We start from the raw sequence: 26,063 nt of genomic DNA, 5'->3' as shown, positions 1-26,063 counted from the left end.
AGCCGACGCACACGGTACCCGCACCGCGGCCTACCGTGCCCGCCGCGGACGCCTCGGATCGCCCAGCGCGACAGTTCCGGGGCTTTCCGGGGCGGTTATTCCGGGACGACCATGAAGTCGGTCACGAACGACGTGATCCGGCCGTCGGCAGCACGGCCGATCCAGGTGCCGTAGCAGCCGTCGCCCCAACCGGTGGTCACGGTGACGACGTTGGCGCCGCTGGCCTCGTCCAACACGGCGCTGATCAGCCCCGGGACCGGGGACGAGGGCAGCTCGGTCGGAATGAAGACCTCCTCGACCCGGTCGTAGTCCCAGCTCTCCAGGACGGCGAGCGCTGTCGGGTCGGCGAGGGTGCCGACGCCCGCGTCCACCCCGTAGCCGAAGTAGTCGTCCGCGCCGAGCGTGGCGACGTCCTGGTCGCCCGCGACGGCCGGCTCCCACCGGATCGTCGGTTCCGCCGAGACCACCAGCTCCAGCGCGGCGACCCGGCGGTCCACCTCGGCGTCCTCCCGGAGCACCACCGCCACCCAGGCGCGGGCGGGATGCCGCCCCGGTGGCACTGTGACCGTGAAAGGCTCGGCCTCCGGGCAGACCAGCGGGTCACACCCGACCACCTGGCCGGTGGGCAGCACGATGTCGCCCACCGGGTGAACCTCGATCAGATATCCGCCGTGCTGGTCGGTGAAGCGGGCACCGGGCGTCAGCAACCGGTCCAGATCAGGGGTGTACGGCATGGGGGCTCCTCCGGTCGCCAGCGGCCGGCGGAGCGTACCCGGCGAGGCGGACACCGCCGCCGCTGCCGTACGGTCAGGCGCTCTTGCGGGGTGCGGTCTTGCGGGCGGCGGTCTTCTTCGCCGGCTCCGCCTTCTTCGCGGCGGTCTTCTTGGCGGCGGTCTTCTTCGCCGGCTCCGCCGCCTTCTTCTCGGCCGTCTTCTTCGCCGCCGTCTTCTTCGCGGGGGCCTTGGCCGCCTTCTTCTCGGCTGCCTTCTGCGCCGAGCGGGCCGACGAGATGGGCGTCGGCTCGCCGCCGCCGCCACCGCGAACGGGCTGCTCGCCGCGCGCCGCCTTGGCGCGCTCCACCGAGGCCTTCAGCGCCGCCATCAGGTCCACCGCCGCGGCCGGGGCCTCCTCGACCTCCTCCGGCTGGACGACCTCCCGACCCTCCACCTTGGCGTCGATGACCTCCTGCAACGCGGCCCGGTAGTCGTCGGTGAAGACGTCCGGCTCGAACTCGCCGGTCATCGAGTCGATCAGTGAGCTGGCCATGGCCAGCTCCGGCGGGCGCACCTTGAGATCCTCGTCGAGGAAACCGAAGTCCGGGGTACGGATCTCGTCCGGCCAGAGCATGGTGTTGAGCAGCAGCACACCCTCGCGGACCCGCAGCGTGGCCAACTGCTCGCGCTGGCGCAGCGCCACCTTGACGATGGCCACCCGCTCCGAGTCGATGAGCGCGTCGCGCAGCAGCACGTACGGCTTGGTCGCCGCGCCCTCCGGCTCCAGAAAGTACGCCTTGTTGTAGAGGATCGGATCGACCTGCTCGGCCGGCACGAACTCCAGCACGTCGATGGCACGGGAGCTGGTCAGCGGCAGGTCGGCGAAGTCCTCGTCGGTGAGGATCACCATTTCGCCGCCGCCGATGTCGTAGCCCTTGGCGATGTCGTCGTAGGTGACCTCTTCGCCGCAGACCGAGCAGGTGCGCTTGTAGCGGATCCGGCCGCCGTCCTCGCGGTGCACCTGGTGGAACCGAATGTCCTTCTCCTCGGTCGCGGAGTAGAGCTTCACCCCGATCGAGACGAGCCCGAACGACACGGCTCCCTTCCAGATGGCACGCATCCTGTGCTCCCTTCCCCGGTATCGACCATGCTCGCATCCGAAAGAACCGGACGCGAGGTGTTCGGGCTGCTACTACAGTCGGGTCGTGCCCGGCGCGCCGCTCAAGCCGATGCTCGCGATGACCGGGCCGCTCCCGGCGGGTGACGGCTGGGCCTACGAGTTCAAGTGGGACGGCGTCCGCGCGTTGGCCGACATCTCAGGTGGCAGTCAGCACCTGTATGCCCGTTCCGGCGTGGAGATCACCGCCGCGTACCCGGAGTTGGCCACCCTGCCCGAGCAGGTCGACGACGCGCTGCTCGACGGTGAGGTGGTGCTGCTCGGCCAGGGTGGGCAGCCGTCGTTCACCGCGCTGGCCGAGCGGATGCACGTGCGGGACCGGGCCAAGGCGGCCCGGTTGGCAGCGGTCATGCCGGTGACGTACATGATCTTCGACCTGCTCCGGCTGAACGGCGACGACCTGACCGGTTGGCCGTACGAGCGCCGCCGGGAGGCGCTGGAGGCGCTGGCGCTCGGTGGCCTCCGGTGGGCGGTGCCGCCGATGTTCGCCGACGGGCCGGCCACCTACGAGGCGGCCGGTGAGCACGGCCTCGAGGGTGTGATGGCCAAGCGGATCGGGGCCGTCTACCGCCCGGGGGTGCGCTCGCCGGACTGGGTGAAGGTCAAGCTGGAGGTGACCGGCGACTTCGTCATCGGCGGTTGGCGACCTGGCGCGCGCCGGATTGGCGGGCTGCTGGTCGGGGTGCCCGGCCCGGACGGCCGACTGATCTACCGGGGTCGGGTCGGCGGCGGGATCGGCGCGGCCATCGAACGGCAACTCCTCGCCGAGCTGGAGCCGCTGCGCTCCGGCGTGTCACCGTTCGCGCCGGGTGTGCCGCGCGAGGATGCGCGGGGCGCCATCTGGGTAACACCCCAGGTGGTGGTGGAGGTGAAGTACGGCCAGCGCACCCCCGACGGCCGGCTGCGCTTCCCCCGGGTGCTGCGGTTGCGCCCGGACAAGCCTCCGGAGGAGGTCGACGATGCCGGCTGAACGGCTACGGGTGGACGTCGAGGGCCGCGCGCTGGAGTTGTCCAACCTGGACAAGGTGCTCTACCCGGCGGCTGGTTTCACCAAGGGTGAGGTGATCGACTACTACACCCGGATCTCCCCGGTGCTGCTGCCGCACCTGCGGGACCGGCCGGTCACCCGGATCCGCTTCCCCAACGGGGTGGACGACAAGTCGTTCTTCGAGAAGAACACGCCGGCCGCGACGCCGGACTGGGTGCGGGTGGAGAACCTGCCGGCGCCCGGGTCGACGAAGGGCCGGGAAACCATCGACTACGTGGTCGCCGACGACCTGCCCACCCTGGTCTGGCTGGCCAACCTGGCCGCGTTGGAGCTGCACACACCGCAGTGGAAGGTGGGCGAACACCCGGACATGATGGTCGTCGACCTGGACCCGGGGCCGCCGGCCGGGCTCGCCGAGTGTTGCCCGGTGGCGGTCCTGATGCGCGACCGCCTCGCCGACGACGGCATCGAGTCGTACCCGAAGACCTCCGGCAAGAAGGGCATGCAACTCTGCTGCCCGATCGCCGGCACCCAGTCGTCCGACCTCGTCTCCGACTACGCCCGGCGGATCGCCCAGGAGTTGGAGAAGGCCCACCCGAAGCTGATCGTGTCCAAGATGGCGAAGAACCTCCGACCGGGCAAGGTCTTCATCGACTGGAGTCAGAACAACGCGGCGAAGACCACAGTCGCGCCGTACTCGTTGCGGGCCCAGTCGGTGCCGTCGGTGTCGACGCCGCTGACCTGGGACGAGGTCGAGGCCGGCGCGCGCGGCCGGAAACCGGCCGTCCGCCAGTTCACCGCCGCCGAGGTCCTGGCCCGGGTCGAGGAGTACGACGACCTGCTCGCCCCCCTGCTCGACGGCGGCCCGGAACTGCCGGTCGAGGGCTAGCAGTGGCTGGGGCCGTGGGGCAGTCAGCGGTCGGCGCCCGGCGGTGACCGTCGGTCACCGACGCCCGGGCGGATGCGACAGCGAGCGGTATACCTCAGAGTCATATTCATACCTCTGAGGTATACCGCTCAACAGCACATCGGCGTGACGGCCCTGCCACGCGGGCGATGCGGATCAGCGGCGGCCGAAGACCTTGCGGCTGTCGCCGAGACGCAGCAGCACCGTCTCACCGGTGGCGTCCTGGACCCCGTCGTTGTCGGTGATCGCGTACACCTCACCGTTGCCGGCGACGGTCAGACCCTCCAGCTTCTCCTGCGTCCACCCGTTGGTGGCGCGCAGCGCGGGCAGCACGTCGACGGCGAGCGTCTTCGGCAGCACGGTCAGCGGGCCGGTCGCCGCCGCGCCGGGCAGCGGCACCGTGTAGATCCGCTTGACAGTGGCGGCCGGGCCGTTGAGCTTGTCCCGTTCGATGACCGCGAGCCGGTCACCGACCACGGTGATCTCGGAGAGGCCCATCCAGTCGCCGGGCACTGTGGTGGCCCCCAACTGGTAGCCGAACCAACTCCAGGTGCCCGCCGCCACGTCGTACCGGCCGAGCCGGACGATGCCGGCCCGGTCGGTGCTCAACTCCCGCTGCACCGCCACCCAGACGATCTCCCGGCCCTGCCGGTCGGTGGTCGCGGTGACCCCTTCCAGGCCCTGCTTGCCGAGACCGGCGGCGACCTCGGCGGGCAGCGGAACGGTCTGCCGGGTCACCCCGGCGGCGTCGAGCCGGACCAGCGTGTTCTCCGCGCCCTTGGCGCCCTCCACGGCCAGCCAGAAGCCGCCCTGCGGGCGGGCGAAGATGCCCTCCGCGTCGTACCCGACCGGAGCGCCGACCGCGTCCCGAACCGGCAGCGCGCCGGTGATCACGGCCGGTGTCCGCTTCGCGTCGATGCTGAGGATGCGGGTCTGGCTGTACGCCGCGTCGGTGACGCTGTAGAGCTGGTCCCGCTTGCCCGGGGCGGCGCTCAGCGCGCCGAGCGCGCCCCAACCGATCGGGGCGCCGGTCCGGTCGGTGCCGGAGACGATGCTCGGGAACGTCGGGGCGGCCTTCCCGAGCTGGAAGAGCGACACCGAAGCCCGAACGTTGACAGCGGCGTCGTCCTCCTCGCTGGAAACCGCGAGCAGCCCGCGCGACGGGATGGGCAACAGCCCCTCCGGACCGTTGGTGGTCGGCAGGACCTGCCGGAACACCGGACGGGTGGGGTTGCCCAGGTCGTAGACGGCGACGAAGTTGCTCCGCTCCGAGCCGACGAAGGCGTACCGGACACCGCCGTACTCGGCGACGGCCACACCCTCCGGCTCGGTGCCCTTCTTGCCGGCCCGGTCCTCGTTGTGCAGCCCGTAGCTGACGGCGAGCCGCTCGAAGGTGTTGCCGGCGTCCCAGGCGACGCGTCCGCTGCGGCTGTCGAAGATCGACCAGCCATGGGTGCCGCCGTGCCAGTCGCCCTCGTTCGCCGTGGCGAGATAGCGGTCGTCGACCCAGGCCACCGCGTCCGGCTCGCGCGGCACGTCGGTGATGCCGCCGGTCAGGTCGATGACACCGTCCTTCTTGGTGTCGATGCCGCTGACCGTGGCGGTGCCGGCGCTGAACACCTTCGTGATCCGGCCGGTGGGCAGGTCGACCACTGCGACCCCGTTGTTCTCCTGGAGCGTCACGGCCAACTGGTTGCGGCTGTTGATCGAGACGTACTCCGGCTCGGGGTCCGTGGGCGCGGCGAGGCCGGCCTGCGTCAGCGCGGGCAGTGCACTGCCGTCGGCCCCGGTCAGCGCGACCGGCCGCAGCCGCCAACCGGCCGGAGACTTCCCGACCAGGTCGACGATCTGCACGAAACCGGCCGGCGCCTGGGGCAGGTCGCCCTCCTCGCCGCCAGGCGGGGTGGCCTCCTCGTCGCGCTCGTTCTCGATGGCGATCGCGGCGTACCGCTTGTCAGTGCTGATCGCGATCGAGTCGGGCTGGCCGCCAAGGTCGAAGCTGGCCACCCGCTTGCGACTGGCCAGCTCGATCACGTCGAGGCGGCCGGACGGCTCGGTGTAGCTGGCGCTGGTGTTCACCACCACCAGCACGTACCTGCCGACCACGGCGACCGAGGTCGGCTCGTCCTCGGCGTCGCCGAGCTGGTCCAGGGAGAGCGTGCCGAGGCCGCGCGGCCGGTCGGCACGGGAGATGTCCAGGAAGCCGATGCGCCGGGCCAGCGCGTCGGTGTGGATCAGGGTGCGACCGTCCTCGCTGACCGCCGAGATCTCGGCGACCGTCGCGGTCGTCGGATCCTCGCCGGCCGGACGGTTCTGGAACACCGGGTACGTGGCGACCCGGTCGAAGGTGAGCGACGGGTGGTGGTGGTGCGCGCCGGCCGACGCGGGGGTGGCCCCGGTCAGGCTGGCGGCGGCGACACCGGCTGCGGTGAGCGCGGTGAATGCTCTTCTGAGTGTCAAGGACTTCCTCCGTTAGGTCGTACCCGCACGGAGGCTGACAGTTGCCGGGGAGCATCAGCTTGCGACGACGTGAACAGCCGGCGAAGCACGGCCCAGCCGCCACCAGGCACCGCCGACCAGGGCGACAGTGATGACGGTGACCGCGATGTCGCCGGCCAGGGCCGCCGCCGGGGAGGCCGGGGAGTACGGCGGCACCAGGTACGCGAACGCGGCGGCGCTGACCACGCTCGCCGAGCCGGCCGCGAGCAGGTGCCGCTGCCCCCAGTTCACGCCCGACGACCAGTGAGCGACCAGGCCCCCGACGGCAGCCGCGAGCCCCAAGGCGATGGCCACACCCGCCCAGCCGGGGGTCAGGTCGGTGCCGAGATGAACGAGGACGATCAGCAGACCCACCCACAGCGGATGCGGCGCCCGACGACTGCGGCGTGGCTCCCTTTGCTCTGCTGCCCTCCATGCGCCACCGGTCGTGCGACCCGGGCGTCGCCAGTGCGGCAGGAGGGCCGTCGTGACGAGTGCGAGGACCACCATCGCGGCGAAGGTCAGTTGGAGTGGGCTGGCCAGGAAGTTCTTCCGGCCCCCGTCGGACGCGAAGATCAGCAGGCTGCCGAGCAGGTACAGCACGGTGACCACGGCCAGCCCGCTCCGGCCGAGCCACGGCCGCAGCCGGCGGTCCGATCCGAGGAACGACTCGATGAGCACGATCGGCGCGCAGATCGTCAGCACGATGTGGTTGCCGACGTAGTCGAACGCCTGCCGGAGGCTGAATTCGAGCCCCGGCACGAGCGTCGCCTCGGCGGCGGCACGGGTGTCGGCGTACTGGGTGTCGTCGAGGAAGTCGCTGTTGAACAGCGACTGGTCGACCAGCCCGGCCTGGAGTACGCCGAACGCGGCGGCGAGCAGCACGATGGTCGGCCAGCCCGCGCCCAGGTGCCGTGTGGTCTCCCGGATGAGGATCGCCGCACCGCCGTACATCGGGCCCAGGAAGATCAGCACCGGCAGGAAGTCGTCGATGGCGAAGCCACCCCACGAGCACTCGGCCGCCCACGGCGCGAGCAGCAGCAACGCGATCACCGGCAAGAGCCGTCGGTGCAGCGGCAGACGCCCAGCGGTGGTGGGGCGGTCGCCGGCGGCATGGTCGCTGGCGACGGGATCGGGTCCGGTCGGCATGGGCGCTCCTCGGCGGCGTTTCGGGGATCGTTCCCTGCACCGTGCGCGGGCCACCCGATCACCCGATACGGCCATCGGCCGACGACCGGTGCTACCAAAGTCGTTGAGTACTGTGGTGCCGACGTCGACCCGGGGAGCGTGGAGATGCAGCCAACAGTCACGGCCGACCTGGCAGCCCCGTTGCTCAGCTACCGCGACGAGGCGACCGGCGAGCGCGTCGACCTGACCGCACAGCAGGTCGGTCAGTGGGCGGCCCGCAGCGCGGGCCTGCTGCGGGACGGCTGTGGGCTCGGCCCCGGCAGCCGCGTAGCGGTCCTGCTGCCGCCGCACTGGCGTACCGCCGCGGTGTTGTTGGGCGCCTGGGCCTCGGGCCTGGCGGTGTCGTTCCGACCGCGCGCCACCGCGGGCCTGGCGGTGCTCGAACCGGGCGGCGACCGGCCGTTCGACGCGGTCTTCGTGACGCCGGAGCGGCAGGACGACTGGCTGGAGGACGTGCCGGACGCGCCGCACCGCTATCTCGTCGGCACCGGGCCGGGGCGGCTGGACGACGTGCCGTTGGGCTGGTTGGACTGGTCCGCCGAGGTGCTCCGGCACGGCGACGGCGCGCCCGACCACACCGCCATCCACCCGTCGGACCCGGCCACCGCGGACGGCACCACCTACGGCCAGTGGGGTGCGCTCGCCCAGGAGTTCGCCACGATGCTGGACCTGCGCGCCGGCGATCGCCTGCTGGTCGACGCCGCCGAGACCGAGCAGCCGCTGAAGTGGCTGCTCGCGCCGCTTTCGGCCGGCGCGTCCGTGGTGATCAGCGCCAACCTCGACCCGGCGCGGCGGGACGCGGTCGTCGCCGCCGAACAGGTGACCCGGGTCCTCTGAATTCCGCTGGACCGGCCAAACAGCGCTGGCCGATCCGGTTCCGTTACATCGCCATCTGCCCTGCTCAGAGGGTCTTTTGTCGATGCCGTCGGCGTGTTCTCATACCCGAACAGCGACGTCATCGACCCCGCACCGCCACCCTCATCGAAAGGTGCACCGATGCGCAGAAGACCAACCTTCCGACTGGCGGTCCTCACCGCCACCGCCGCGACGTTCCTGGCGTCCGGCGGTGCCTCCGGGGCGCTCGCCACGGCCGCGCCCGCGACCGCCTCCCCGGGCGTCACCGCGTGTGAGCCAGGCGCCGACGCGCACAGCGCCGCCCGGCTGGCCGAGGGCGCCACCGCCCAGGAACCGGAGCTGTACTCCAAGAACGAAGCCAACGCCTACGGCGTGATCAAGGACGCGCCGCGCCTGCCGAACGGCAGCGTCACCGTGCCGACGGTCTTCCACATGATCTCCGACCATCCGCTCACCGCAGCCGAGACGACCAGGTGGAACACCCTGATCGCCGCGCAGATGACGGTCCTCAACGACTCGTTTGCGGGCCGCACGGCCGCAGACGCCTCCAACACTCCGTTCCGGTTCTCGCTCGTCGACACGACGTGGACGGTGAACAGCGCCTGGTACACGGTCGTGCCGGGCAAGAACGAGCGGGACATGAAGAAGGCGCTGTACACCGGCGACTCGGAGACCCTGAACGTGTACGCGGCCAACATCGGCGGCGGGCTGCTCGGCTGGGCGTACTTCCCGAAGGGTTACAACAACGGGCGCGACTACATCGACGGCGTGGTGATGCTCGACGAGTCGATGCCGGGCGGAACGGCCGGCAAGTACGCCCTGGGTGACACGCTGACGCACGAGGTCGGGCACTGGCTGATGCTGGAGCACACCTTCGCGCACGGCTGCTCCGCGTCCGGCGACTTCGTCGCGGACACCCCGCGCGAGGCGGCGCCGCAGTTCGACTGCCCGGTGGGTGCGGACTCCTGCACCGCGCCCGGGCTCGACCCGATCCACAACTTCATGGACTACACGCAGGACTCCTGCATGAACATGTTCACCGCCGGGCAGGCCGACCGGATGAGCGACGCCTGGGTGGCGTTCCGGGCCGGCGGCGCCGGGTAGCCCACTGGAAGTCGGGGGCCGGCGGGTCGCTCTGCGGCGAACCGCCGGCCCCTTTCGCTTCACCCTTCCGGTGGAGCCCCCTCGTTCCGTCGATTCTCACGTTCTGCCTGCTCCTACGCTTCGCCGAAGGCAACTGGCACTTTCGTCGGCGGAGGGCACATGGCGTCGTGGCGTACACGTCGGACACTGGTGTCGGTGGTCGCCGGTGGACTCTTCGCCCTCGGGGTGGTCGCACCCGGCCCCGCGGCGGCGCCGCTGCCCCGCGCGGCCCAGGCCGACGGCCCGACCGTTTCCGAGCCGCGTCCACCGCTGCTCCCCGCGGACTTTCAGGGCACCGGCCGTTACATCGTGCGGGACCTCGGCATCGAGGTGCCGTTCACCTGGCAGGGCCGCGACGGCAACAGCCAGATGACCGCCGGCGGTCCGGATCACCCGATCTGGTTCACGAACCTGATCTACGAGAACACGCTGTACACGCTCACCTACAGGTGGCCGAACATCCCGCTGTTTCCGCCCCGCGCGTGTAGCAAGGTGCCGGGGTTCTTCAACCGCCAGATCTTCAACGACAAGCTGAAGACCGCCCGCTACGTGGGGCCGGAGATTCTGCAAGGTGAGAAGGACAGGCACGTGGACCACTGGCGGGTCGGGGTCGTCGGCGGTTCCACAGTGCCGGGGGAGTTCTTCCGGTTCCCGATCGCGCTCGGCGACATCTACGTCGACCAGCACGACCCGAGCCGGTGGTGGCAGGTGTTGCAGTTCGGCCTGCAGAACCTCTTCGACCCGGAGCTGGACGAGTGGTTCACCCTGGACACCTTCGACCACCGCCCCGGCGAGGTCACCCTCCCCTACCGCTGCCCACCCCCCACGTCTTGATCAACGCAGGCAGGGTCAGGTTTGGGGCCGAGTCCGGTTACAGGGCGAACAGCAGGGCGGCGTCCAGGAGGACGACGGCGGCGGTGGCGAAGTGGATGCCGAAGGCGACGGCCTTCGTCCCGCCGTTCCGCAGCACGATGAGGGTGTCGCCCAGCGGGACGAGCGCGACCACAAGCATGAACCAGGCGACCGCGTCGGCGGTCGTGAAGGCGATCAGGGCGAGGCCGAGCAGGCCGAAGGTGAGGTCTTTCAGCCCTTTGACCGTCAGATAGGCGGGATCGCCGTCCGGGCGGGCCGGTACGCCGTACCCGGCGGCCGCAGCCTGCGGCACCAGCAGGAACCGCCCGCCGATGAAGGCGACGAAGAGGCTGAGTACGACGGCGAGCCCGTAGGCGAGGGGTGCCAGCATGAGTCTGCTCCATTTCCTAGCGCTGCTAGATATAGGAGCGAAGCTAGCAGAGCGTTGGCAGGAACGCTAGCGATGCTAGGATCGCTTCCATGTCGACACAGGCACGCCGGGAGCGTGAGCGGGCTGAACGGGAGCAGGCGATCATCACCGCGGCACGGGACCTGGCGTTGGCCGAAGGCTGGGACGCGGTGACCACCCGACGGCTCGCCGCCGAGATCGAGTACAGCCAGCCCGTCCTCTACAGCCACTTCAAGGGCAAGGACGCCATCATGGCGGCGGTAGCCGTCGAGGGCTTCGCCGAGCTGGCCGACGCCCTGACCACGGCCCGGGCCTCGGCCGCCAATGCCCGACAGGCGGTCGCCGACGTGGCGGCGGCATACGTCGCGTTCGCCGAGCAGCGGCCCGCGATCTACGACGCGATGTTCACCCTCGCGGTGGACCTGCCGTTCGCCACTCAGGACGTCCCGACGGACCTGGCCCGAGGCTTCGCCGAACTGGCCGAGACGGTGCGCCCGGTCGCCGGGGACCACGACCTGGAGACCTTCACCGAGACGTTCTGGAGCGGCCTGCACGGGCTGGTCACGCTCATGCGCAGCAACCGGCTCCGCCGCCCGGGCCACGACCGCCGGCTGGCGGTGCTGGTGGACCGCTTCTCCCGGTGAGCGTCGCCGTCAGAGTCGGGCGCGCTGAGGCCTGAGGCGGCGCACAAGCCTCCCAACTAGAGCTGCCCGTGGTCGCCGCCCACGTGGACGGCCGACTCGTCTACGACATCAGCTCCATAGCGAGTGTGAGAGACGCTTGGTCCCGGCGCCCAACGCTCTGATCGACTTCACTCTCCGTGCAGCCGGGCCGCGAATCTGCCCGGACCCGCGACTTCTTGGAAGCTGGGCGGATTTTCCGTCCTCATTGCTGAGTCGGAGACGACCCAGAACGCTGAGGCGTCATCTGATCATGCGCCGATATGCTCGGCCCCTTCGATGGCGACCCACGTCATCGTCAACGGGGGGAGGGCATCGTCGTGCGCGTACGAAGATTACTGGCCGCGTCACTCGGCGTAGTGCTCGGTGCGGGTCTGGTCAGCGTGACCGCAGCGCCTGCTCAGGCATACCAGCAGCAGGAGGTGGGCAAGTCGGGTTGGGCTTACACCGACTCCCAATTGCCGAAGACGTCGTTTCTGAACACCAGCGGGGACGCGCCGATCGGCGCCTGGACCGACGCGGGCGGGAAGAAGCACAAATCCCGGTCCTATTTCAGCTTCGACATCTCACGTTTCAGTGGAAGCGTCATCCACAAGGCTGATCTCGTCATTGCCGAGCGGTCGGCGACCGACTGCGCCTCGGCCCAGCCGGTCGAGCTGTGGCGGGTCGATGAGATCAAGGCGACGACGAGCTGGGATTCAGCGCCGCGTCGACGTGAACTGCTCGGTACCGTGCAGGCCGGCGGTGAGGCGACCTGCCCCGGCTATCTCGCTTGGGACATCATGCCCGCACTGCAGAAGCTTGCAAAGCAGGGCAAGAAGACCCTGACCGTCGAGATCCGGGTGCCGCACGGCTACGAGGGCGACCTTTCCCACGGCCGTAAGCTCCGCCCGTTCCCGGCGATCCGCAGCGAATTCAACCACGCGCCGACGGTGACGCAGATCGGGCTCGAGTTTCCGTCGTGGTCCTGCGGCACCAAGGACAAGCCGCAGCCGGTGGGGGCGCGCAACTACGCCTTCATGGTCCGGGGAGCGGACGCGGACGCCAACGACTACAACTACAACGGGCAGTTCGCCGCGTGGCCGGTGGGCCATGAGGACCAACGTTCCGAGTTGTTCGGATCCAGCTACGGAGGTGCCCTCTCCAAGGTCGCCTGGGACATGGGGCAGTACCCCCACGGCACTGTGGTGGCGTGGACCGCCCGCGCCTACGACGGGCACGACTACTCGTCGTGGGCGAAGCCGTGCTTTGTGAAGATCGACGGCGAGCGGCCCGCCACACCCCTGATCAGTTCCGTCAAGTACCCGGACGACGGCCAGTCACACGGCGGGTCGGGCGTACCGGGCACGTTCACCGTCAAGGCGAACGGGTCGTCGGACGTGGTCGGCTACTACTGGGGCCGCTTCGGCGGGACGTACAACTACGTCGCCGCACCGCGCCCGGGGGCCGACGTCACCTTCGAATACACGCCCACCTCGTTCGTCGAGTACCTGAGCGTGCGCAGCGTGGACAGCGCGTCGAACTCCTCCGAGGTGGTTGACTACCGGTTCTTCGTCAAGTCCACCGCGCCGCAGGTGCAGGTGACCGTCGGCGGTGTCGACCTGCCGAGCAAACTGGCGATCTCCACCAACGTGGATGGCGTCACGGAGTTCGGTTACCGCATCGGCGACGATGCAGAGGTTCGGGTCCCGGTGGAAGCCGATGGGACGACTGACGTCCCGGTGGTGTTCACACAGAGCGGCGTCGTACGGCTCCAGGTGCGCAGCTATGTCGGCACAGAGATGGTCGGCGCGTACAGCGAGGACATCCGGGTTCGCGACACCCCCGTCGTGGAATCGGCCGACTTCGCCTTCCCCGACCACGACGGCGTGGTGGACCGTGCCGGCAGCTTCACGTTCCGGCCTGGCCGGTCGGGAGTGGTGGCCTACGAGTACGCGTTCCTTCACGACGAGTTGCAGCGCATCGACGCGGCAGCGGACGGCAGTGCGGTGCTGCGCTGGACGCCGACGGCGCCGAACTGGTACACGCTGAACGTGCGTAGCATCAGCGCCGACGGCACCGTCTCGGAGGTCGAGCAGTACGAGTTCAACGTCATCGACACCAAGCCGAGCGTCTCGTCCAGCACCTACTACGAGTACGGCGCGTGGGGCGGGGTGGGCATCCCCGGTGAGTTCAACTTCGACACCGCGATGCCAGACGTGGACGCCTACGTCTACCGGTTGAACGACGGGCCCGAGGAGATCACCGACCCCGAGTACAGCTGGGCTCGGGTGACGCTCACCCCCGACCACTCCGGCAGCAACACGCTGACGGTGCGTACGCGCTTCCTGGACGGCTCCTTCTCGCCGACGCGGACCTACACGTTCGAGGTCAGCGATGCTCCCGTGGTGACCTCCAGCGAGTACCCGGAGAACGCCGAAGGTGGCCAGCCCGGCCAGCCGGGTCGCTTCACCTTCAATCCGGGCCGCTCCGACACGGTGGAGTACCGCTACGTGCTGGAGTACAGCGGCGAGGAGCAGGTGGTGGCCGCCGGACCGGACGGCAAGGCGACCATCGAGATCACGCCCGCGCACTCCGGGTACACCCTGCTGACGGTCACCAGCCGGACGGCCGACGGCACGGCCAGCGCCGAGCGGCGGTACTACTTCCGGGTACGCGATCCGCGGGTGAACGTGAGCAGCGCGTACGACGAGTACACCCCGCGTGGCGGGATCGGCGCGGTCGGCAGGTTCGGTGTCTACACCGAACTCGGCGAGGTGACGACCTTCGAGTACCAGCTCAACGGCGGCGTCTGGCAGAGCGTGCCGAAGACGCCCGACGCGCTGGTCACCGACATCTCGGTGACCATGGATCGCAACGGCGCGAATGTGTTCTCCGTGCGGGGTCGCACCGAAGCGGGCGAGTACACGCCACAGACGGACTACCCCTTCCTGGTCGGCACCGCGCCACAGGTGTCGTCGACCACCTATCCCGAGAGCCAGTGGGCCGGTGGTGTCGGCGTGCCGGGCGACTTCACCTTCGCCCAGGGCAGCCTCGGCGTGGTGGAGTTCGAGTACACGATCGACGGCGGGGAGCCAGCGACGGTGGCGGCGAACGCCACCGGGGTCGCCACCGTCACCTACACGCCGACCTCGACCAACTCGCACACCATCAGCGTGCGCGGACGTACGGCCGACGGCGTGTGGACCGACCCGACGAACTACTACTTCCTGGTCGACTTCTCCTGATCAAGCGACGAGGCGGTGGGCCGCCCCCGTCCGGGGCGACCCACCGCGCTCAGTCGAAGGACGGCAGGGACGGGCCGAGGACGTCGTCGGCGTCGACGATCGTGTACGCGTAGCCCTGCTCGGCGAGGAAGCGCTGCCGGTGTGCCGCGTACTCCGTGTCGATCGTGTCCCGGGACACCACTGTGTAGAAGTGCGCCTGCCGGCCGTCGGCCTTCGGCCGGAGCACCCGACCCAACCGCTGTGCCTCCTCCTGGCGTGACCCGAACGTCCCCGACACCTGGATCGCCACCGCCGCCTCGGGCAGGTCGATCGAGAAGTTGCCGACCTTCGAGATCACCAGGGTGCGCAACTCACCGGACCGGAACGCGTCGAACAGCCGCTCCCGTTCCTTGTTGGTGGTCGAGCCCTGGATGATCGGCGCGTCGAGGTACTCGCCGAGCTGGTGCAGCTGATCGATGTATGCGCCGATCACCAGCACCTGGTCGTCCGGGTGCCGGTCGACCAGCGCCTTGACCACCGGCAGCTTGGTGCGGGCGGTCGCCGCCATCCGGTAGCGCTCCTCGGCCTCCGCCGTCGCGTACGACATCCGCTCCGCGTCGGTCAGGGTCACCCTGACCTCGGTGCACTCGGCCGGGGCGATCCAGCCCTGCGACTCGATGTCCTTCCACGGCGCGTCGTACCGCTTGGGCCCGATCAGGCTGAACACGTCACCCTCGCGGCCGTCCTCGCGTACCAGAGTCGCAGTGAGGCCCAGCCGGCGGCGGGCCTGGAGGTCCGCGGTGAACCGGAAGATCGGCGCGGGCAGCAGGTGCACCTCGTCGTAGACGACCAGGCCCCAGTCGCGGGCCCCGAAGAGGTCCAGGTGGGTGAACGCGCCGCCGCGCCGCGAGGTGAGCACCTGGTACGTGGCGATGGTGACCGGGCGGATCTCCTTGCGCTCACCGGAGTACTCGCCGATCTCCTCCTCGGTCAGCGAGGTGCGGGCGATCAGCTCCCGCTTCCACTGCCGGCCGGCGACCGTGTTGGTGACCAGGATCAGGGTGGTCGCCTTCGCCTCGGCCATCGCCGCCGCGCCGACCAGGGTCTTGCCGGCGCCGCAGGGCAGCACCACCACCCCCGACCCGCCGGCCCAGAACGCCTCGACGGCCTCCCGCTGGTACGAGCGCAGCGTCCACGGCTTGCGCCCGTCCTTGCCGGCCTCGGCCAGCTCGATCGGGTGCGCCTCACCATCGACGTAACCGGCCAGGTCCTCAGCCGGCCAACCCAGCTTGAGCAGCGCCTGCTTGAGCCGGCCACGCTCGGACGGGTGCACCCGGATGGTGTCGTCGTCGATCTTGTCGCCGAGCATCCCGGCGAGCTTCTTGCTCTTGGCCACCTCGATCAGCACCAGCCGGTCCAGTGCGCGCAGCACCAGCCCGTACGCCGGGTCGTTGGCGAGCTGAAGCCGGCCGTACCGGTCCATCGTCTCGGCCACGTCCACCAGCAGCGCGTGCGGCACCGGGTAGCGGGAGTACTTGAGCAGCGAATCCACGACACCCTCGGCGTCGTGCCCCGCCGCGCGGGCGTTCCACAGACCCAGCGGGGTCAGCCGGTAGGTGTGCACGTGCTCCGGCGAGCGTTCCAGCTCCGCGAACGGCGCGATCGCCATCCGGCAGGCCTGCGCGTCGGGGTGGTCGATCTCCAGCAGCAGGGTCTTGTCCGACTGCACGATCAGTGGTCCACCGCTCACGCCAGCGTCCTCTCCTCGGTTGGCCGACCGGCCGAAACGGGTCGCATACCCGCTGCTGGCCGACCATCCAGTGTTGCACGATGCGGGACGGCGCAAGAAAGATGCTCACCGGGCGCAACCGTGATGGCACTCACGAACGTCTAGTAAAGGGACGACTGTCTGGGGAGGGCCCATGAAGCATGTCCGGATCACTTCCCGACTGGTTGCTCTCGTGGTGGTCGTGCTGGTCGGCGCGGGAGCGTGCGCGTTCGATCCGCAGTCCGGCGGGAGTGGTGGCGGGGGAGCCGCCCCAGCCGGCGCGGCGGAACAGGCAACGGGGGCGGGCGACACGCCCGGGCCCGACCAGCACGGCCGGCCAACCCCGGCCGCGCCCACCCCGAAACCCTCCCGGAAACCCACGCCGAAGCCGACCCGCCCGGCACCCACCACGACCCCCGGCACCGGTACGCCGACCGTCGCCGGCTGCCCCCAGGGGCAGCACCAGCGGGCGGTGGAGACCCACCTGGCCCGGTTGGGCGGGTTCGGGGCGGTCACCGTGGACGGTCGGCAGTCCGCCGCCGACTGCGCGGCGATCAAGAAGTTCCAGAAGAGGTACGGCATTCGCCCCGTCGAGGGTCGCGCCGGACCAACCACCCTCGACGTGGCCCAGCGCCTCGCCACCACCGCCACAGCCAGCTGCAAGGCCGGCGCCGGCACCACGTTCTGCGTGGACCTGACCCGGCAGACCGTCTGGGCGCTCCGCGGCGGCAAGGTGATCATGGCGCCGACGGTGACCCGTACCGGCATGTCCGGCTACCGCACCCCGGCCGGCACGTACGCCGTCAACTACCGCAACCCCAAGGAATGGTCCGACCCGTACGAGGTGTGGCTGCCGTACTGGCAGCACTTCACCCAGGGGATGGGCTTCCACGAGACCACCACCTACCTGCACGACAAGTCGATCGGCTCGCACGGCTGCGTCAACCTGCTGCACGCCGACGCCGTCCGGATGTGGGAGCTCGGCAAGGTCGGCACGCGGGTGGTGCTGATCGGCCGGCGCCCCGGCACCTGAGTGACACGGAGCGAATCGCGGCGGTAACCCCCTGTCCGGCCAGACTTTCGAGTGTCACCCTTGGAGTCCAGGGCCGGACCGGGCGGGGAGGCTGGGGATGACGGTCGACCGTGACGTGATCGCTGAGCACGAGCATGCACCACCCGACGAGGTGTCCCGAGCGACGGTGATCGCGTACGCCGTCGCGGCGACGCTCCTCCTCGGGTGGTTCCTCTTCGGCTGGCTGGTGCTCCAGCAGGGCTTCGTCGACTCGGTCGGGGAATCCGCCGGCGCCGGCTTCGCGCTGCTGCTGATCATCTCGGTGGTCGGCACCGTACGCCGCAGCCGCCGCTGACCGACGGCGCCCGCGCGGTGGCGCCTTCGGTCAGTCCGCCACCACCGCCGCGGTGATCCGGTGCAGCGCGAACGTGTGCAGCATCTCGGTCCGTTCGTCCTCGGCCCGCAGGTAGCCGGCACCGATCGAGACCGGCTTGAGCAGGCGTGACGCCGTCGCCCCGTGCGCGTCGACGTAACCCACCCAGACCAGCGCCTTGTCCCGGACCGCCTGCTGGAGCACCGCCAGGGCCTCGCTGTGGGTGTGCGCCGGCACCGGGCCGCCGCCCAGCCCGGGCGCACCGCCGCGCACCACCGCCGGTGCCCGTCGGGCCGCCCGCGCCGCCGCGTCGCCTCGCCGGATGTGCTCCACCACGCCGAGCAGCCGGGGCATGGGCAGCTTCGGGGCGGCCAGCGGGTCGATCGTACGGGTGGTCACCGACACCCGGGGCGGGGCCCGCCGGATCCGTGGCCGGGCCAGCACCGTGCTGCCGGTGCCGTCCTCCTGCACCGGGGCGTACCCCGCGTCGCGCAGCGCACCCAGCAACCGACCAACCTGGTACTGCGTACACAGCACCGTCGGCGCGAGCCGGCGCAGCGCCAACGACTCCAGCCGCCGGTCGGCCAGCACCTCGCTGATCAGCGTCTCGTCGTCGCTGCGCAGGTACGCCCCGGCCAGCCCGACCCGCAGCCCGCCGTGCTTACGGGCCACGTCGTCGATCAGGTAGGTGAGCCCCTGCGGCACCGGGGTACGCGACCGACGACGGAAGACGTCGTGCAGATCGTCGGCCGTGTAGCCGGAATCCAGAGCCCGCCGCACACTCGCCGTGGTGACCCGGTGCACGCTGGCCCCGCCGGCCGACTCCAGTTCGGTCATTGCCTCCAACTCGACGGCGAGCGCCGGCTCGGGCGGGCCGGGCACCACCACGGTCAGGTCGGCCTGCACCAGGAAGTGGTCGACCGGTGCGGGCAGCAGGGCGTCCAGCGCACGCGCGGCACTGGACGGGTCGCCGCTCTCGACGTCGGCGTGCACGCCCAGCGGGTCGTCAGCCCGCTCGTCGGTCGACGTCAGGTCCCCCAGCAGCAGCCGACCGTACGAGGTGAGCGCCCCCAGCCCCGTCACACCCAGCTGTGCGGCCTCGGCCAGCACCTCCCGGTGGGCGGCGTCCCGGCCCCGACTGCGACGCGGTGCCCGCCAGTCCAGCAGCTCCTGCACCTCCTCCGGGGTGGGTGCCGTCGCCGGCTCCAGATCGGCGAGGACGCCGAGCACCGCCCGTCGGGTGGCCGGCACGCTGGCCCGCTCGGCCTCGGCGGAGAGCGCGGTGATCGGCCGGTCCCGGTCGTCACGGCGGCCCACCAGCCCCACCTGCCGGGTCATGGTCAGCCACGCTCGGGCGAGCTGCTCCCACCGTTGGGCCAGCGAGGCGGCCCGCCACACCTCGTACCCGCCGGTCGGCAGCACCTGCTGATCCGCCCCGTACCGACCGGTGGTCGCGCCGGGCATCTCCAGCTCACCGAGGAGCCCCGCCGCGTACGCCACCTCCAGCAGCAACGCGGTGGTCGGTTCGTCCAGCCCGGCGGTACGCGCCAACCGGCGCAGGTCCCGTACACCGATGCCACCCGAACGCAGCACCGGCGCGGGCTCGTCGGCGAGCTGCTCCAGCAGCCCTTCGGTGTTTCGGACCACCTCCATGGTCTGCCCGGCCCCGGCCGAGTCGACCGCCTTCGGCTCACGCGGCGCGGCGGCCACCGGCGGTGGGCTGGTACGCAGGGGCCCGAGCGGGCCGGTGTCGCGGCGCAGCAGAAGGCCGACCTCGCGGGGCAGCTCGACCGTTCCGCTGGCCGTGGACGAGCCGGTCGTCACCGGGACCAGCAGTCGGTTGTCGACGAGCCACCGCACCGGGGAGCCGGTCGGCGCGCCACCGTTGGTCGGGTCGGAGAGGACCGGGTCCGCCGCGCCGAGCGGCGGCGCCTGCAACGCCCCCGGCGGCACGCTGCCCACCGGCGGGCCGGCCGCCAACCGGTCCAGGATCGCCCGGGCCGAGGGCGGGGCGGCGAGCACCGTCCGTCGGAGCTTCGCCGGGTCCGCGCAGAGCGCGGCCGTGCGCGGGTCCAGCTCCGCGGCCGGTCGGCCGAGCCCGGCGGGGTACGGGGAGACCTCGTCGACGGCGGGCAGCACCTGGAGCGCGTGCTCCGGGCCGTACAGCAGGAAGAGCGCACGCAGTCGGCCCACGGCGGCCCGGACGGCCGTCGGAGCCGGCGGTTGCGGCCCTGCGGTCGCCATCGCGAGCACGGTGTCGGTGGCCGTGGTGGCGTCGTCCGGATTCCGGGTGAGACGAGCGGCGTCGAGGATCTGGAGGGTGAACTGGTCCAGACCGTCCAGCGCACGGGCCACGGAGACCCGGGACTGGGCCCGGATGGCCAGGGCGGAGACATCGGCCGGCACGGGCACGACGAGGTCGGGCCGCAGCTGGAGGAGCGCGGCCAGTGACTCGTCGGGCAGCGACCGCAGGTGGTCGGCGAGTGAGGTGGTCATCGTCTTTCCACGCTAGCCCGGCACCGGGCTTCCGCGCCCCTCGGACGTCCGGTCGACCGGGAGTAGCCGGTACGTTTCTCGACATGCCCGCACTGACCGTCGGATTCGACCTCGACATGACCCTGGTGGACTCCCGCCCCGGCATCGCCGCGGCGTACCGGGCGCTGACCGCGAGGACCGGTGTGCCGGTCGACGCCGAACTGGCGGTGTCCCGGCTCGGGCCACCGCTGCGTACCGAGATCGCGCACTGGTTCCCGCCGGAGCAGGTCGAGTCGGCCGTGCGGGTCTACCGCGAGCTCTACCCGGCGTACGCGATCACCCCGACGCTTCTGCTGCCCGGCGCGCGGGAGTCCATCGACGCGATTCGTGCGCGGGGCGGCCGGGTGCTGGTCGTCACGTCCAAGATCGGCCGGCTGGCCCGGTTGCACCTGGACCACCTCGGTCTCACGGTCGACGAGTTGGCCGGCGACCTGTTCGCCGAGCAGAAGGCGACCGCTCTGCGGGAGCACGGCGCGACCCACTACGTCGGTGACCATGTCGCGGACATGGTGGCGGCGGCAGCGGCCGGGGTGCCCGGCATCGGTGTGGCGACCGGCCCCTGCTCCTCCGACGAGCTGCGCGCGGCCGGCGCGGAAGTGGTGCTGGACGAGCTCACCGAATTCCCAGCGGCGCTCGACGGGATGATCCAGCTAGCCTTGGAGCAGTAGCGGCTCAAGTGAAGCAGGGGTTTTCAGGTGCCTACGGGTCGAGTGAAGTGGTACGACACGGCCAAGGGATACGGCTTCGTCACGAGTGACGAGGGCGGCGACGTGTTCCTGCCCAAGGGGGCGCTGCCGGCGGGTGTCACCGACCTCAAGGGTGGCCAACGGGTCGACTTCAGCGTGGTGGACAGCCGCCGGGGCGCGCAGGCCATGGGGGTCAAGCTGCTGGACGCGCCGCCGTCGATGGCAGAGCTGCGCCGTCGGCCGGCCGAGGAGCTGCACGGCCTGGTCGAAGACATGATCAAGGTGCTGGAGGCGAAGGTCCAGCCGGACCTGCGCCGGGGTCGGTACCCGGACAAGAAGGCCGCGCAGAAGATCGCTCAGCTGGTCCACGCGGTGGCCCGCGAGCTGGAGGTCTGAGGCACCAGGCCGGCGGTGGCGGCCCGGTCGAGCAGTGCCGCCACCGCGGCGAGACCGGCCTCACCCAGGTCCGCGGTGAACTCGTTGACGTAGAGGCCGATGTGCCGGTCGACCACGTCGAGCTCCATCTCCTGGGCGTGCGCCAGCACGTACTCCCGGCTGGCCGCCGGGTCCGCCCAGGCCTGCCGGACCGACTCGCGGACCCAGCCGGCTGCGGCCTCCGGGTCGACCGCCCCGCGTCGGGCCAGGATCGCGCCGAGGGGGATGGGCAGGCCGGTGTCGGCCTCCCACCATTCGCCGAGGTCGACCAGGGCGCTCAGGCCGTGCCGGTGGTAGGTGAACCGTGCCTCGTGGATGACCAGCCCAGCGTCGTAGCGCCCGGCCGCCACGCCCGGCATGATCTCGTGGAACGGAACCACCTCGATCCGGGCCGGCGGTCGCCCGGCCGACCAGAGCCGGAACAGCAGGTACGCGGTGGTCCGGTCGCCCGGCACCGCCACCGTGGCACCCGTCAGGTCGGTGCGGTCCGGCCCGCCGTCCCGGTCGCCCCGGGTGAGCACCAGCGGACCGCAACCGCGACCGAGGGCGCCGCCACAGGGCAGCAGGTGGTAGTCGTCGAGCAGCCAGGGCAGCGCCGCGAAGCTCACCTTCACCAGGTCGAACGCGCCCCGCTCGGCCGCCGTGTTGGTGACGTCCACGTCGGCGTACGTCACCTCGACCGGCGGCGCGCCGGGCACCCGCCCGTGCACCAGCGCGTGGAAGACGAACGTGTCGTTGGGGCAGGGCGAGATCGCCAGGGAGAGCGCCACACCCTCACGGTAGCCCCGCCCTCCGCCCGGGGCCCGCGCCCACCCCACGACTGTGATCCGCGACCGTGACGCGCCGCTGTGATCTGCGCGGCGGTGATCTGCGCGGCTGTGATCCGGGGCTGTGATCTGCGTCGGAGCGTTGCGGCGGCACGAACTCCGGCGGACGCCGCCGGGCGGAAACAACGCACGGAAACGACCGGTCCAGCAGGGTGGAGCACCCGCCCCAGTCTTCCTTTGGAGCTGATGTCGTAAACGAATCGCCCAAAGTCGGTGACCGTCGTCCGGAGCTGGGGCAAGGGTGCGAGCTCGCAGGCCACGAGCCCAGCCCCAGCTCCAGACCGAGGCCGGGACCGAGGCCGAGGCCGGGACCGAGGCCGAGACCGAGACCGAGGCCGAGACCGAGGCCGAGACCGAGACCGAGGCCCAGGGCGAGCCGAGGCCCAGGGCGAGCCGAGGCCCAGGGCGAGCCGAGGCCCAGGGCGAGCCGGGGCCGAGGCAGGTGCCCGAGGGTCCCGTGAGGGTGGTGATGCCGTAAACGAGTCAGCTCCAAAGGGGTCGCGGGAGTTAGGCCATCCACCGGTCGGCGCGGTTGTCCACAGCGTTGTCCACAGCTCCGCGCAGGGTGTTGATAACTCGCTGACCAGCCGGGAACATCGGCCTGTGACCGAGGCGGGTGACCACACCGAGGAGGCCGGCGGAGCCGATCTCGGGCAGGCGCTCCGCGCACTGCGTCGGTGGGCCGATCTGAGTCAGCGGCAGTTGGCCGAGAGATCCGGGGTGCCACAGCCGACCTTGGCACGGATCGAGTCGGGGCGGTCGAGCGATCCGCGATTCCGGACTGTGGAACGCCTCGTGCAGGCGGCGGGTGGGAAATTGGCCATCGGCGTCCCGCCATCCATCTCTGACGTCACCCGACCCACGCCGGTCCCGCACGACGAGATGGGGGACGAGGCAGGCCGCCGATACCCGGCTCACCTGGACGTCTGGCCGGTCCACGAGCCTCGGGACTGGCCCGGCGCGTGGTGGGCGGAGTGGTACCGGTTGCCGCCCGAGCGTTATCCACTTCCGCTGCCACCGGCCGCTTATGAGCTGAACCGGCGTTATCGCGACAACCGGCGGTGGGCCGCCGAGATCCGGCGGACCGCGCAGGTGCGTCGGGTGCTCAGTAACGACCTACCGGTCACCTGCTGGCGGTACGTCGCCGAGCTTCCCGACGGCACGCTGGTCGGTGAGCTGCGGGCCCATGAGCGGAGCCCGTTCCTGGAGTACGGGGAGTGGCATCCGGACCTGCCGGAGCGGGAGATGGTGCTCGACGGCGTGCTCGTCGATGCCCGGTACCGGCGGTTGGGGCTCGGGCGTCGGCTGGTCACCGCACTGGTGACCGGGATGCGCGAGGCGGGCATCGACGACGCGGCCGCAATCGCCGAAGGCTTCGGCGCCGACCTGCTGCTGGCGTGCGGCTTCGAGATCGAGGCACGCCGTCCAGCCGCGCTGCGCCTGGGCCACCGTGGCAACCGCTGGTTCTCCTGAGCGCGCCGCCGGGTCAGCACCGCGCCGGGTCAGCACCGCGCCGAGTGAGCCGCGCCCGGGTCAGCGCCGCGCCCGGGTCAGCGGAGGCCGGTCAGCGCAGCGCCGGGGCTGCTGCGGTCAGGGCGGCCAGGGCTTCGCGCAGCCTCCAGGCGTCCCGGTCGCGAGGGCCGATCGGGTTGGAGATGGTGCGTAGTTCGGCGAAGGGCACCCCGGCCTGCGCCGCGGCGACCGCCACGCCGTACCCCTCCATGGCTTCGGCGACCGCTTCCGGATGCCTCCGGCGTAGCTCGTCGGTGCTGGCCGGGGTGCCGGTGACGGTGCTGACCGTGAGCACCGGGCCGGCCGTGGCCGTCGGGAGGGCGGCTCGCAGTGCCGCGAGCAGGCCCGGGTCCGCCGGCACCCTGCTGCCCGCGCCGAGCAGCGCGGGCGGCATGCCCAGCTCGTCGACCGGGATGAAGCCGTCGGGCGACTCCGCGCCGAGGTCGGCGGCGATGCTGGCGGTGCCGAGCACCGTGTCGCCGACCTCGGCCCGCCCGGTGAAGCCGCCGGCCACGCCGGCGCTGACGACGGCACGGTAGGGGCGGCCGACGGCCTCGGCCAGCGCCAGCAGCCGGGCGGTGGCGGCACCGGCGATCGCCGGGCCCACACCGATCGGCGTGACGGTCACGGTGGGGTCGATCAGCCCGGCGCGGATCGCGTCCGCCTCGGCGGGGACCGCCGTCACCACCAGCAGACCCGTCACGAGAGTGAGCCGGGGGACTCGCGGCGGGTTTCGTCGTCGGCCCCGCCACCCGGGCCGCCAACGGCCGACGACGGACGGTAGATGTGGTAGCCCGGCGGGGCGGGGCTCGGGTCGTCGTACTGCGGTGAGCTGGTCCGGGCCGGCGCCGGTGAGGTTGGTGTGGGGTCCCCGGGCTCGTCCGCCGGCTCGTCCTCGGTCAGCTCGTCGTCACCGAGCGGTCGGCCGGCCAGCTTCTCGCCGCGCAACCGGGCGGCGGCCAGCACACCCCGGATCGCGGCCAGTACGCCGACCCCGGCTGCCACGGCGATGCCCATCCGACCGTCGAACGGCACCAGCCCGAGCCCGCCGCCGGCGACGAAGGCGAGCATCAGCACCGTTTCCGAGTGGGCGAAGGAGCTGGCCCGCAACCGTTCCGGGATGCGCTCCTGGATCGAGGCGTCCACCGCCAGCTTCGCCACCCCGCTGGCCAGCGCGGCGACCAGGCAGAGCAGGGCGACCATCAGCAGCGAGAACTGGATGACGGCGAGCACCGCCACCCCGGCCACGATGATCATGCTGCTGGACTGGATGGCGGTCGGCCGGTGGATGCGCAGTCGGGTACCGATGGCGGTGGCCAGGAAGGTGCCGACCGCGAGCGCGCCGCCGACCACACCCAACGCCCACTCGGCGCCCAGATCCCGACCCAACACCACGGTGGTCAGGTCGCCCTTCTTGATCGCGAAGGCGAGGAAGAGCAGCAGGAAGCCGTAGAGCGCGCGTAGCGTCGCCGCGCCGATCAGGGTGGCGATCACCAACCGGCCGGACGGTCGGCCCCGGCCCAGCGGCCGGTCGCCACGGCGGCGGCCCAGCGCGCGCAGTGGCCGGGGAACCCGCTCGGGTGGCTCCGAGTCGGCCTTCGGCGGCAGCCGCAACGAGATCACCATGCCGACCAGGAAGATCAACGACGCGACCCTCAGCGGCCACTGCGGCCCGAACCAGAACGCGGCCAACCCGATCGGGGCCACCAGGGCACCCGCGACCGTGCCGTAGACGCTGGCCCGGGCACCCACCTGGGACAGGCCGAGGCCCTCCGGCAGCAACCGGGGCACCGCCGCGGAGCGGGCCACGCCGTACGCCCGGGAGAGTGCGAGCACCCCGAACGCGGCCGGGTAGAGCCCGAAGCCGTGGATGTAGTCGGAGATCAACCAGGCCAGGAAGGCACGGCCGAGCATCGTCGCGGCCAGGGCGTACCGCCGGCCGTGCCGGAAGTGATCCAGCAGCGGGCCCACCACCGGGGCGAGCATCGCGAACGGCACCATGGTCACCAGCAGGTAGAGCGCCACCTTGCTGCGGGCCTCGCCGAGCGGCACGTTGAAGAAGATCGTGCCGGCCAGACCGATGGCGATCAGGGTGTCGCCGGCGCAGGAGAGCGCGTGCAGGTCGAACAGGCGAACCATGCCGACCTCGCCGCCGGCACCCCGGGCCCGGGCCCGCCCGGCCCGGCGGGTCACCCAGCGGCCGCTGCCCACCGAACCGCGCAACAGCAGACGGACGGCGCGAATGCCGGTGCCGACGGTCCGCCCGAGGACGGAACGCCCGGAGCGGGAGTACGACGGCATGTGCACCATCCTCGCCCA

The 26,063-nt window shown here is 71.4% G+C and carries 22 protein-coding genes; 12 read left to right on the top strand and 10 right to left on the bottom strand.

Annotated elements, in window-relative coordinates; translation table 11 throughout:
* Nucleotides 1-95 precede the first annotated feature (95 nt).
* Both ABTW72_RS04165 and ku read right to left on the bottom strand, forming a co-directional pair.
* Nucleotides 96-734 carry a DUF4241 domain-containing protein gene (locus ABTW72_RS04165; protein ID WP_350854097.1) on the bottom strand — a complete coding sequence of 213 codons (639 nt, stop codon included), beginning with the start codon at nt 732-734 and terminating at the stop codon, nt 96-98.
* A gap of 73 nt (nt 735-807) precedes the next feature.
* A complete protein-coding gene (gene ku, locus ABTW72_RS04160; RefSeq protein ID WP_350854094.1) occupies nt 808-1,833 on the bottom strand; it encodes a non-homologous end joining protein Ku in 1,026 nt (341 codons plus the stop codon).
* Between the two features lie 85 nt (nt 1,834-1,918).
* Here ku and ligD (ABTW72_RS04155) point away from each other — a divergent pair, with 85 nt between their 5' ends.
* Nucleotides 1,919-2,860, top strand: coding sequence for a non-homologous end-joining DNA ligase (ligD, locus tag ABTW72_RS04155; protein ID WP_350854091.1), 942 nt, complete (start codon nt 1,919-1,921; stop codon nt 2,858-2,860).
* Nucleotides 2,850-3,767: a non-homologous end-joining DNA ligase gene (gene ligD / locus ABTW72_RS04150; protein WP_350854089.1), complete on the top strand. Its 918-nt coding sequence runs from the start codon at nt 2,850-2,852 to the stop codon at nt 3,765-3,767. The genes ligD (ABTW72_RS04155) and ligD (ABTW72_RS04150) overlap by 11 nt, the downstream gene beginning before the upstream one ends.
* 174 nt (nt 3,768-3,941) lie before the next feature.
* Here ligD (ABTW72_RS04150) and ABTW72_RS04145 read toward each other — a convergent pair whose 3' ends face one another.
* Nucleotides 3,942-6,245 (bottom strand): esterase-like activity of phytase family protein, encoded by a 2,304-nt coding sequence (locus tag ABTW72_RS04145; RefSeq protein ID WP_350854086.1) that lies wholly within the window; start codon nt 6,243-6,245, stop codon nt 3,942-3,944.
* A 54-nt stretch (nt 6,246-6,299) separates the two neighbouring features.
* Nucleotides 6,300-7,412 carry a hypothetical protein gene (locus tag ABTW72_RS04140; protein WP_350854083.1) on the bottom strand — a complete coding sequence of 371 codons (1,113 nt, stop codon included), beginning with the start codon at nt 7,410-7,412 and terminating at the stop codon, nt 6,300-6,302.
* Between the two features lie 144 nt (nt 7,413-7,556).
* Here ABTW72_RS04140 and ABTW72_RS04135 point away from each other — a divergent pair, with 144 nt between their 5' ends.
* The 3 genes from ABTW72_RS04135 to ABTW72_RS04125 all read left to right on the top strand — a co-directional run bounded on the left by ABTW72_RS04135 (nt 7,557) and on the right by ABTW72_RS04125 (nt 10,283).
* Nucleotides 7,557-8,288, top strand: a complete 732-nt coding sequence (locus ABTW72_RS04135; protein WP_350854080.1) for a TIGR03089 family protein — start codon at nt 7,557-7,559, stop codon at nt 8,286-8,288.
* Nucleotides 8,289-8,447: 159 nt separating this feature from the next.
* Nucleotides 8,448-9,410: a zinc metalloprotease gene (locus ABTW72_RS04130; RefSeq protein ID WP_350854077.1), complete on the top strand. Its 963-nt coding sequence runs from the start codon at nt 8,448-8,450 to the stop codon at nt 9,408-9,410.
* Between the two features lie 159 nt (nt 9,411-9,569).
* Nucleotides 9,570-10,283 carry a hypothetical protein gene (locus ABTW72_RS04125; RefSeq protein ID WP_350854075.1) on the top strand — a complete coding sequence of 238 codons (714 nt, stop codon included), beginning with the start codon at nt 9,570-9,572 and terminating at the stop codon, nt 10,281-10,283.
* A 37-nt stretch (nt 10,284-10,320) separates the two neighbouring features.
* Here the strand turns inward: ABTW72_RS04125 and ABTW72_RS04120 are convergent, their stop codons facing one another.
* The gene (locus ABTW72_RS04120) at nt 10,321-10,692 is read right to left on the bottom strand and encodes a DUF4267 domain-containing protein (protein ID WP_350854072.1); all 372 of its coding nucleotides are present in this window, start codon (nt 10,690-10,692) and stop codon (nt 10,321-10,323) included.
* Nucleotides 10,693-10,781: 89 nt separating this feature from the next.
* On the opposite strand from ABTW72_RS04120, the gene ABTW72_RS04115 reads away from it, so the two are divergent.
* On the top strand, nt 10,782-11,354 hold the full coding sequence (locus ABTW72_RS04115; RefSeq protein ID WP_350854070.1) for a TetR/AcrR family transcriptional regulator: 573 nt from the start codon (nt 10,782-10,784) through the stop codon (nt 11,352-11,354).
* 356 nt (nt 11,355-11,710) lie between these two features.
* Entirely contained in the window at nt 11,711-14,617 is a 2,907-nt protein-coding gene (locus tag ABTW72_RS04110) for a CBM96 family carbohydrate-binding protein (RefSeq protein WP_350854067.1), read from the top strand.
* 49 nt (nt 14,618-14,666) lie between these two features.
* Here ABTW72_RS04110 and ABTW72_RS04105 read toward each other — a convergent pair whose 3' ends face one another.
* Nucleotides 14,667-16,346, bottom strand: coding sequence for a DNA repair helicase XPB (locus tag ABTW72_RS04105; RefSeq protein ID WP_350854065.1), 1,680 nt, complete (start codon nt 16,344-16,346; stop codon nt 14,667-14,669).
* Between the two features lie 172 nt (nt 16,347-16,518).
* On the opposite strand from ABTW72_RS04105, the gene ABTW72_RS04100 reads away from it, so the two are divergent.
* Both ABTW72_RS04100 and ABTW72_RS04095 read left to right on the top strand, forming a co-directional pair.
* Complete coding sequence (locus ABTW72_RS04100) at nt 16,519-17,397, top strand: L,D-transpeptidase family protein (protein ID WP_350854063.1); 879 nt, start codon at nt 16,519-16,521, stop codon at nt 17,395-17,397.
* 97 nt (nt 17,398-17,494) lie between these two features.
* Nucleotides 17,495-17,731 (top strand): hypothetical protein, encoded by a 237-nt coding sequence (locus ABTW72_RS04095; protein WP_091395293.1) that lies wholly within the window; start codon nt 17,495-17,497, stop codon nt 17,729-17,731.
* A 30-nt stretch (nt 17,732-17,761) separates the two neighbouring features.
* Here the strand turns inward: ABTW72_RS04095 and ABTW72_RS04090 are convergent, their stop codons facing one another.
* The gene (locus tag ABTW72_RS04090) at nt 17,762-20,245 is read right to left on the bottom strand and encodes a helicase-associated domain-containing protein (protein ID WP_350854060.1); all 2,484 of its coding nucleotides are present in this window, start codon (nt 20,243-20,245) and stop codon (nt 17,762-17,764) included.
* An 83-nt stretch (nt 20,246-20,328) separates the two neighbouring features.
* Between ABTW72_RS04090 and ABTW72_RS04085 the strand changes: the two genes are divergently transcribed.
* Together ABTW72_RS04085 and ABTW72_RS04080 are read left to right on the top strand one after the other, a co-directional pair.
* Nucleotides 20,329-20,952 (top strand): HAD family hydrolase, encoded by a 624-nt coding sequence (locus tag ABTW72_RS04085; RefSeq protein ID WP_350854058.1) that lies wholly within the window; start codon nt 20,329-20,331, stop codon nt 20,950-20,952.
* A gap of 27 nt (nt 20,953-20,979) precedes the next feature.
* Complete coding sequence (locus ABTW72_RS04080; protein ID WP_074316242.1) at nt 20,980-21,366, top strand: cold-shock protein; 387 nt, start codon at nt 20,980-20,982, stop codon at nt 21,364-21,366.
* On the opposite strand, the gene ABTW72_RS04075 is transcribed toward ABTW72_RS04080, so the two are convergent.
* Nucleotides 21,327-22,175 (bottom strand): 1,4-dihydroxy-6-naphtoate synthase, encoded by an 849-nt coding sequence (locus ABTW72_RS04075; RefSeq protein WP_124853393.1) that lies wholly within the window; start codon nt 22,173-22,175, stop codon nt 21,327-21,329. The genes ABTW72_RS04080 and ABTW72_RS04075 overlap by 40 nt on opposite strands.
* 660 nt (nt 22,176-22,835) lie before the next feature.
* On the opposite strand from ABTW72_RS04075, the gene ABTW72_RS04070 reads away from it, so the two are divergent.
* Complete coding sequence (locus ABTW72_RS04070) at nt 22,836-23,705, top strand: helix-turn-helix domain-containing protein (protein WP_350854054.1); 870 nt, start codon at nt 22,836-22,838, stop codon at nt 23,703-23,705.
* Between the two features lie 91 nt (nt 23,706-23,796).
* Here the strand turns inward: ABTW72_RS04070 and ABTW72_RS04065 are convergent, their stop codons facing one another.
* Nucleotides 23,797-24,447 (bottom strand): futalosine hydrolase, encoded by a 651-nt coding sequence (locus ABTW72_RS04065; protein ID WP_350854052.1) that lies wholly within the window; start codon nt 24,445-24,447, stop codon nt 23,797-23,799.
* Nucleotides 24,444-26,045 (bottom strand): MFS transporter, encoded by a 1,602-nt coding sequence (locus ABTW72_RS04060; RefSeq protein ID WP_350854049.1) that lies wholly within the window; start codon nt 26,043-26,045, stop codon nt 24,444-24,446. The genes ABTW72_RS04065 and ABTW72_RS04060 overlap by 4 nt, the downstream gene beginning before the upstream one ends.
* Nucleotides 26,046-26,063: the final 18 nt, after the last annotated feature.

It is taken from the genome of Micromonospora sp. NPDC127501 (assembly GCF_040302185.1).
GTDB lineage: Bacteria > Actinomycetota > Actinomycetes > Mycobacteriales > Micromonosporaceae > Micromonospora.
The sequence above is the reverse complement of the archived record's forward strand: the minus strand, read 5'-3'. Positions and strand labels throughout refer to the sequence as shown.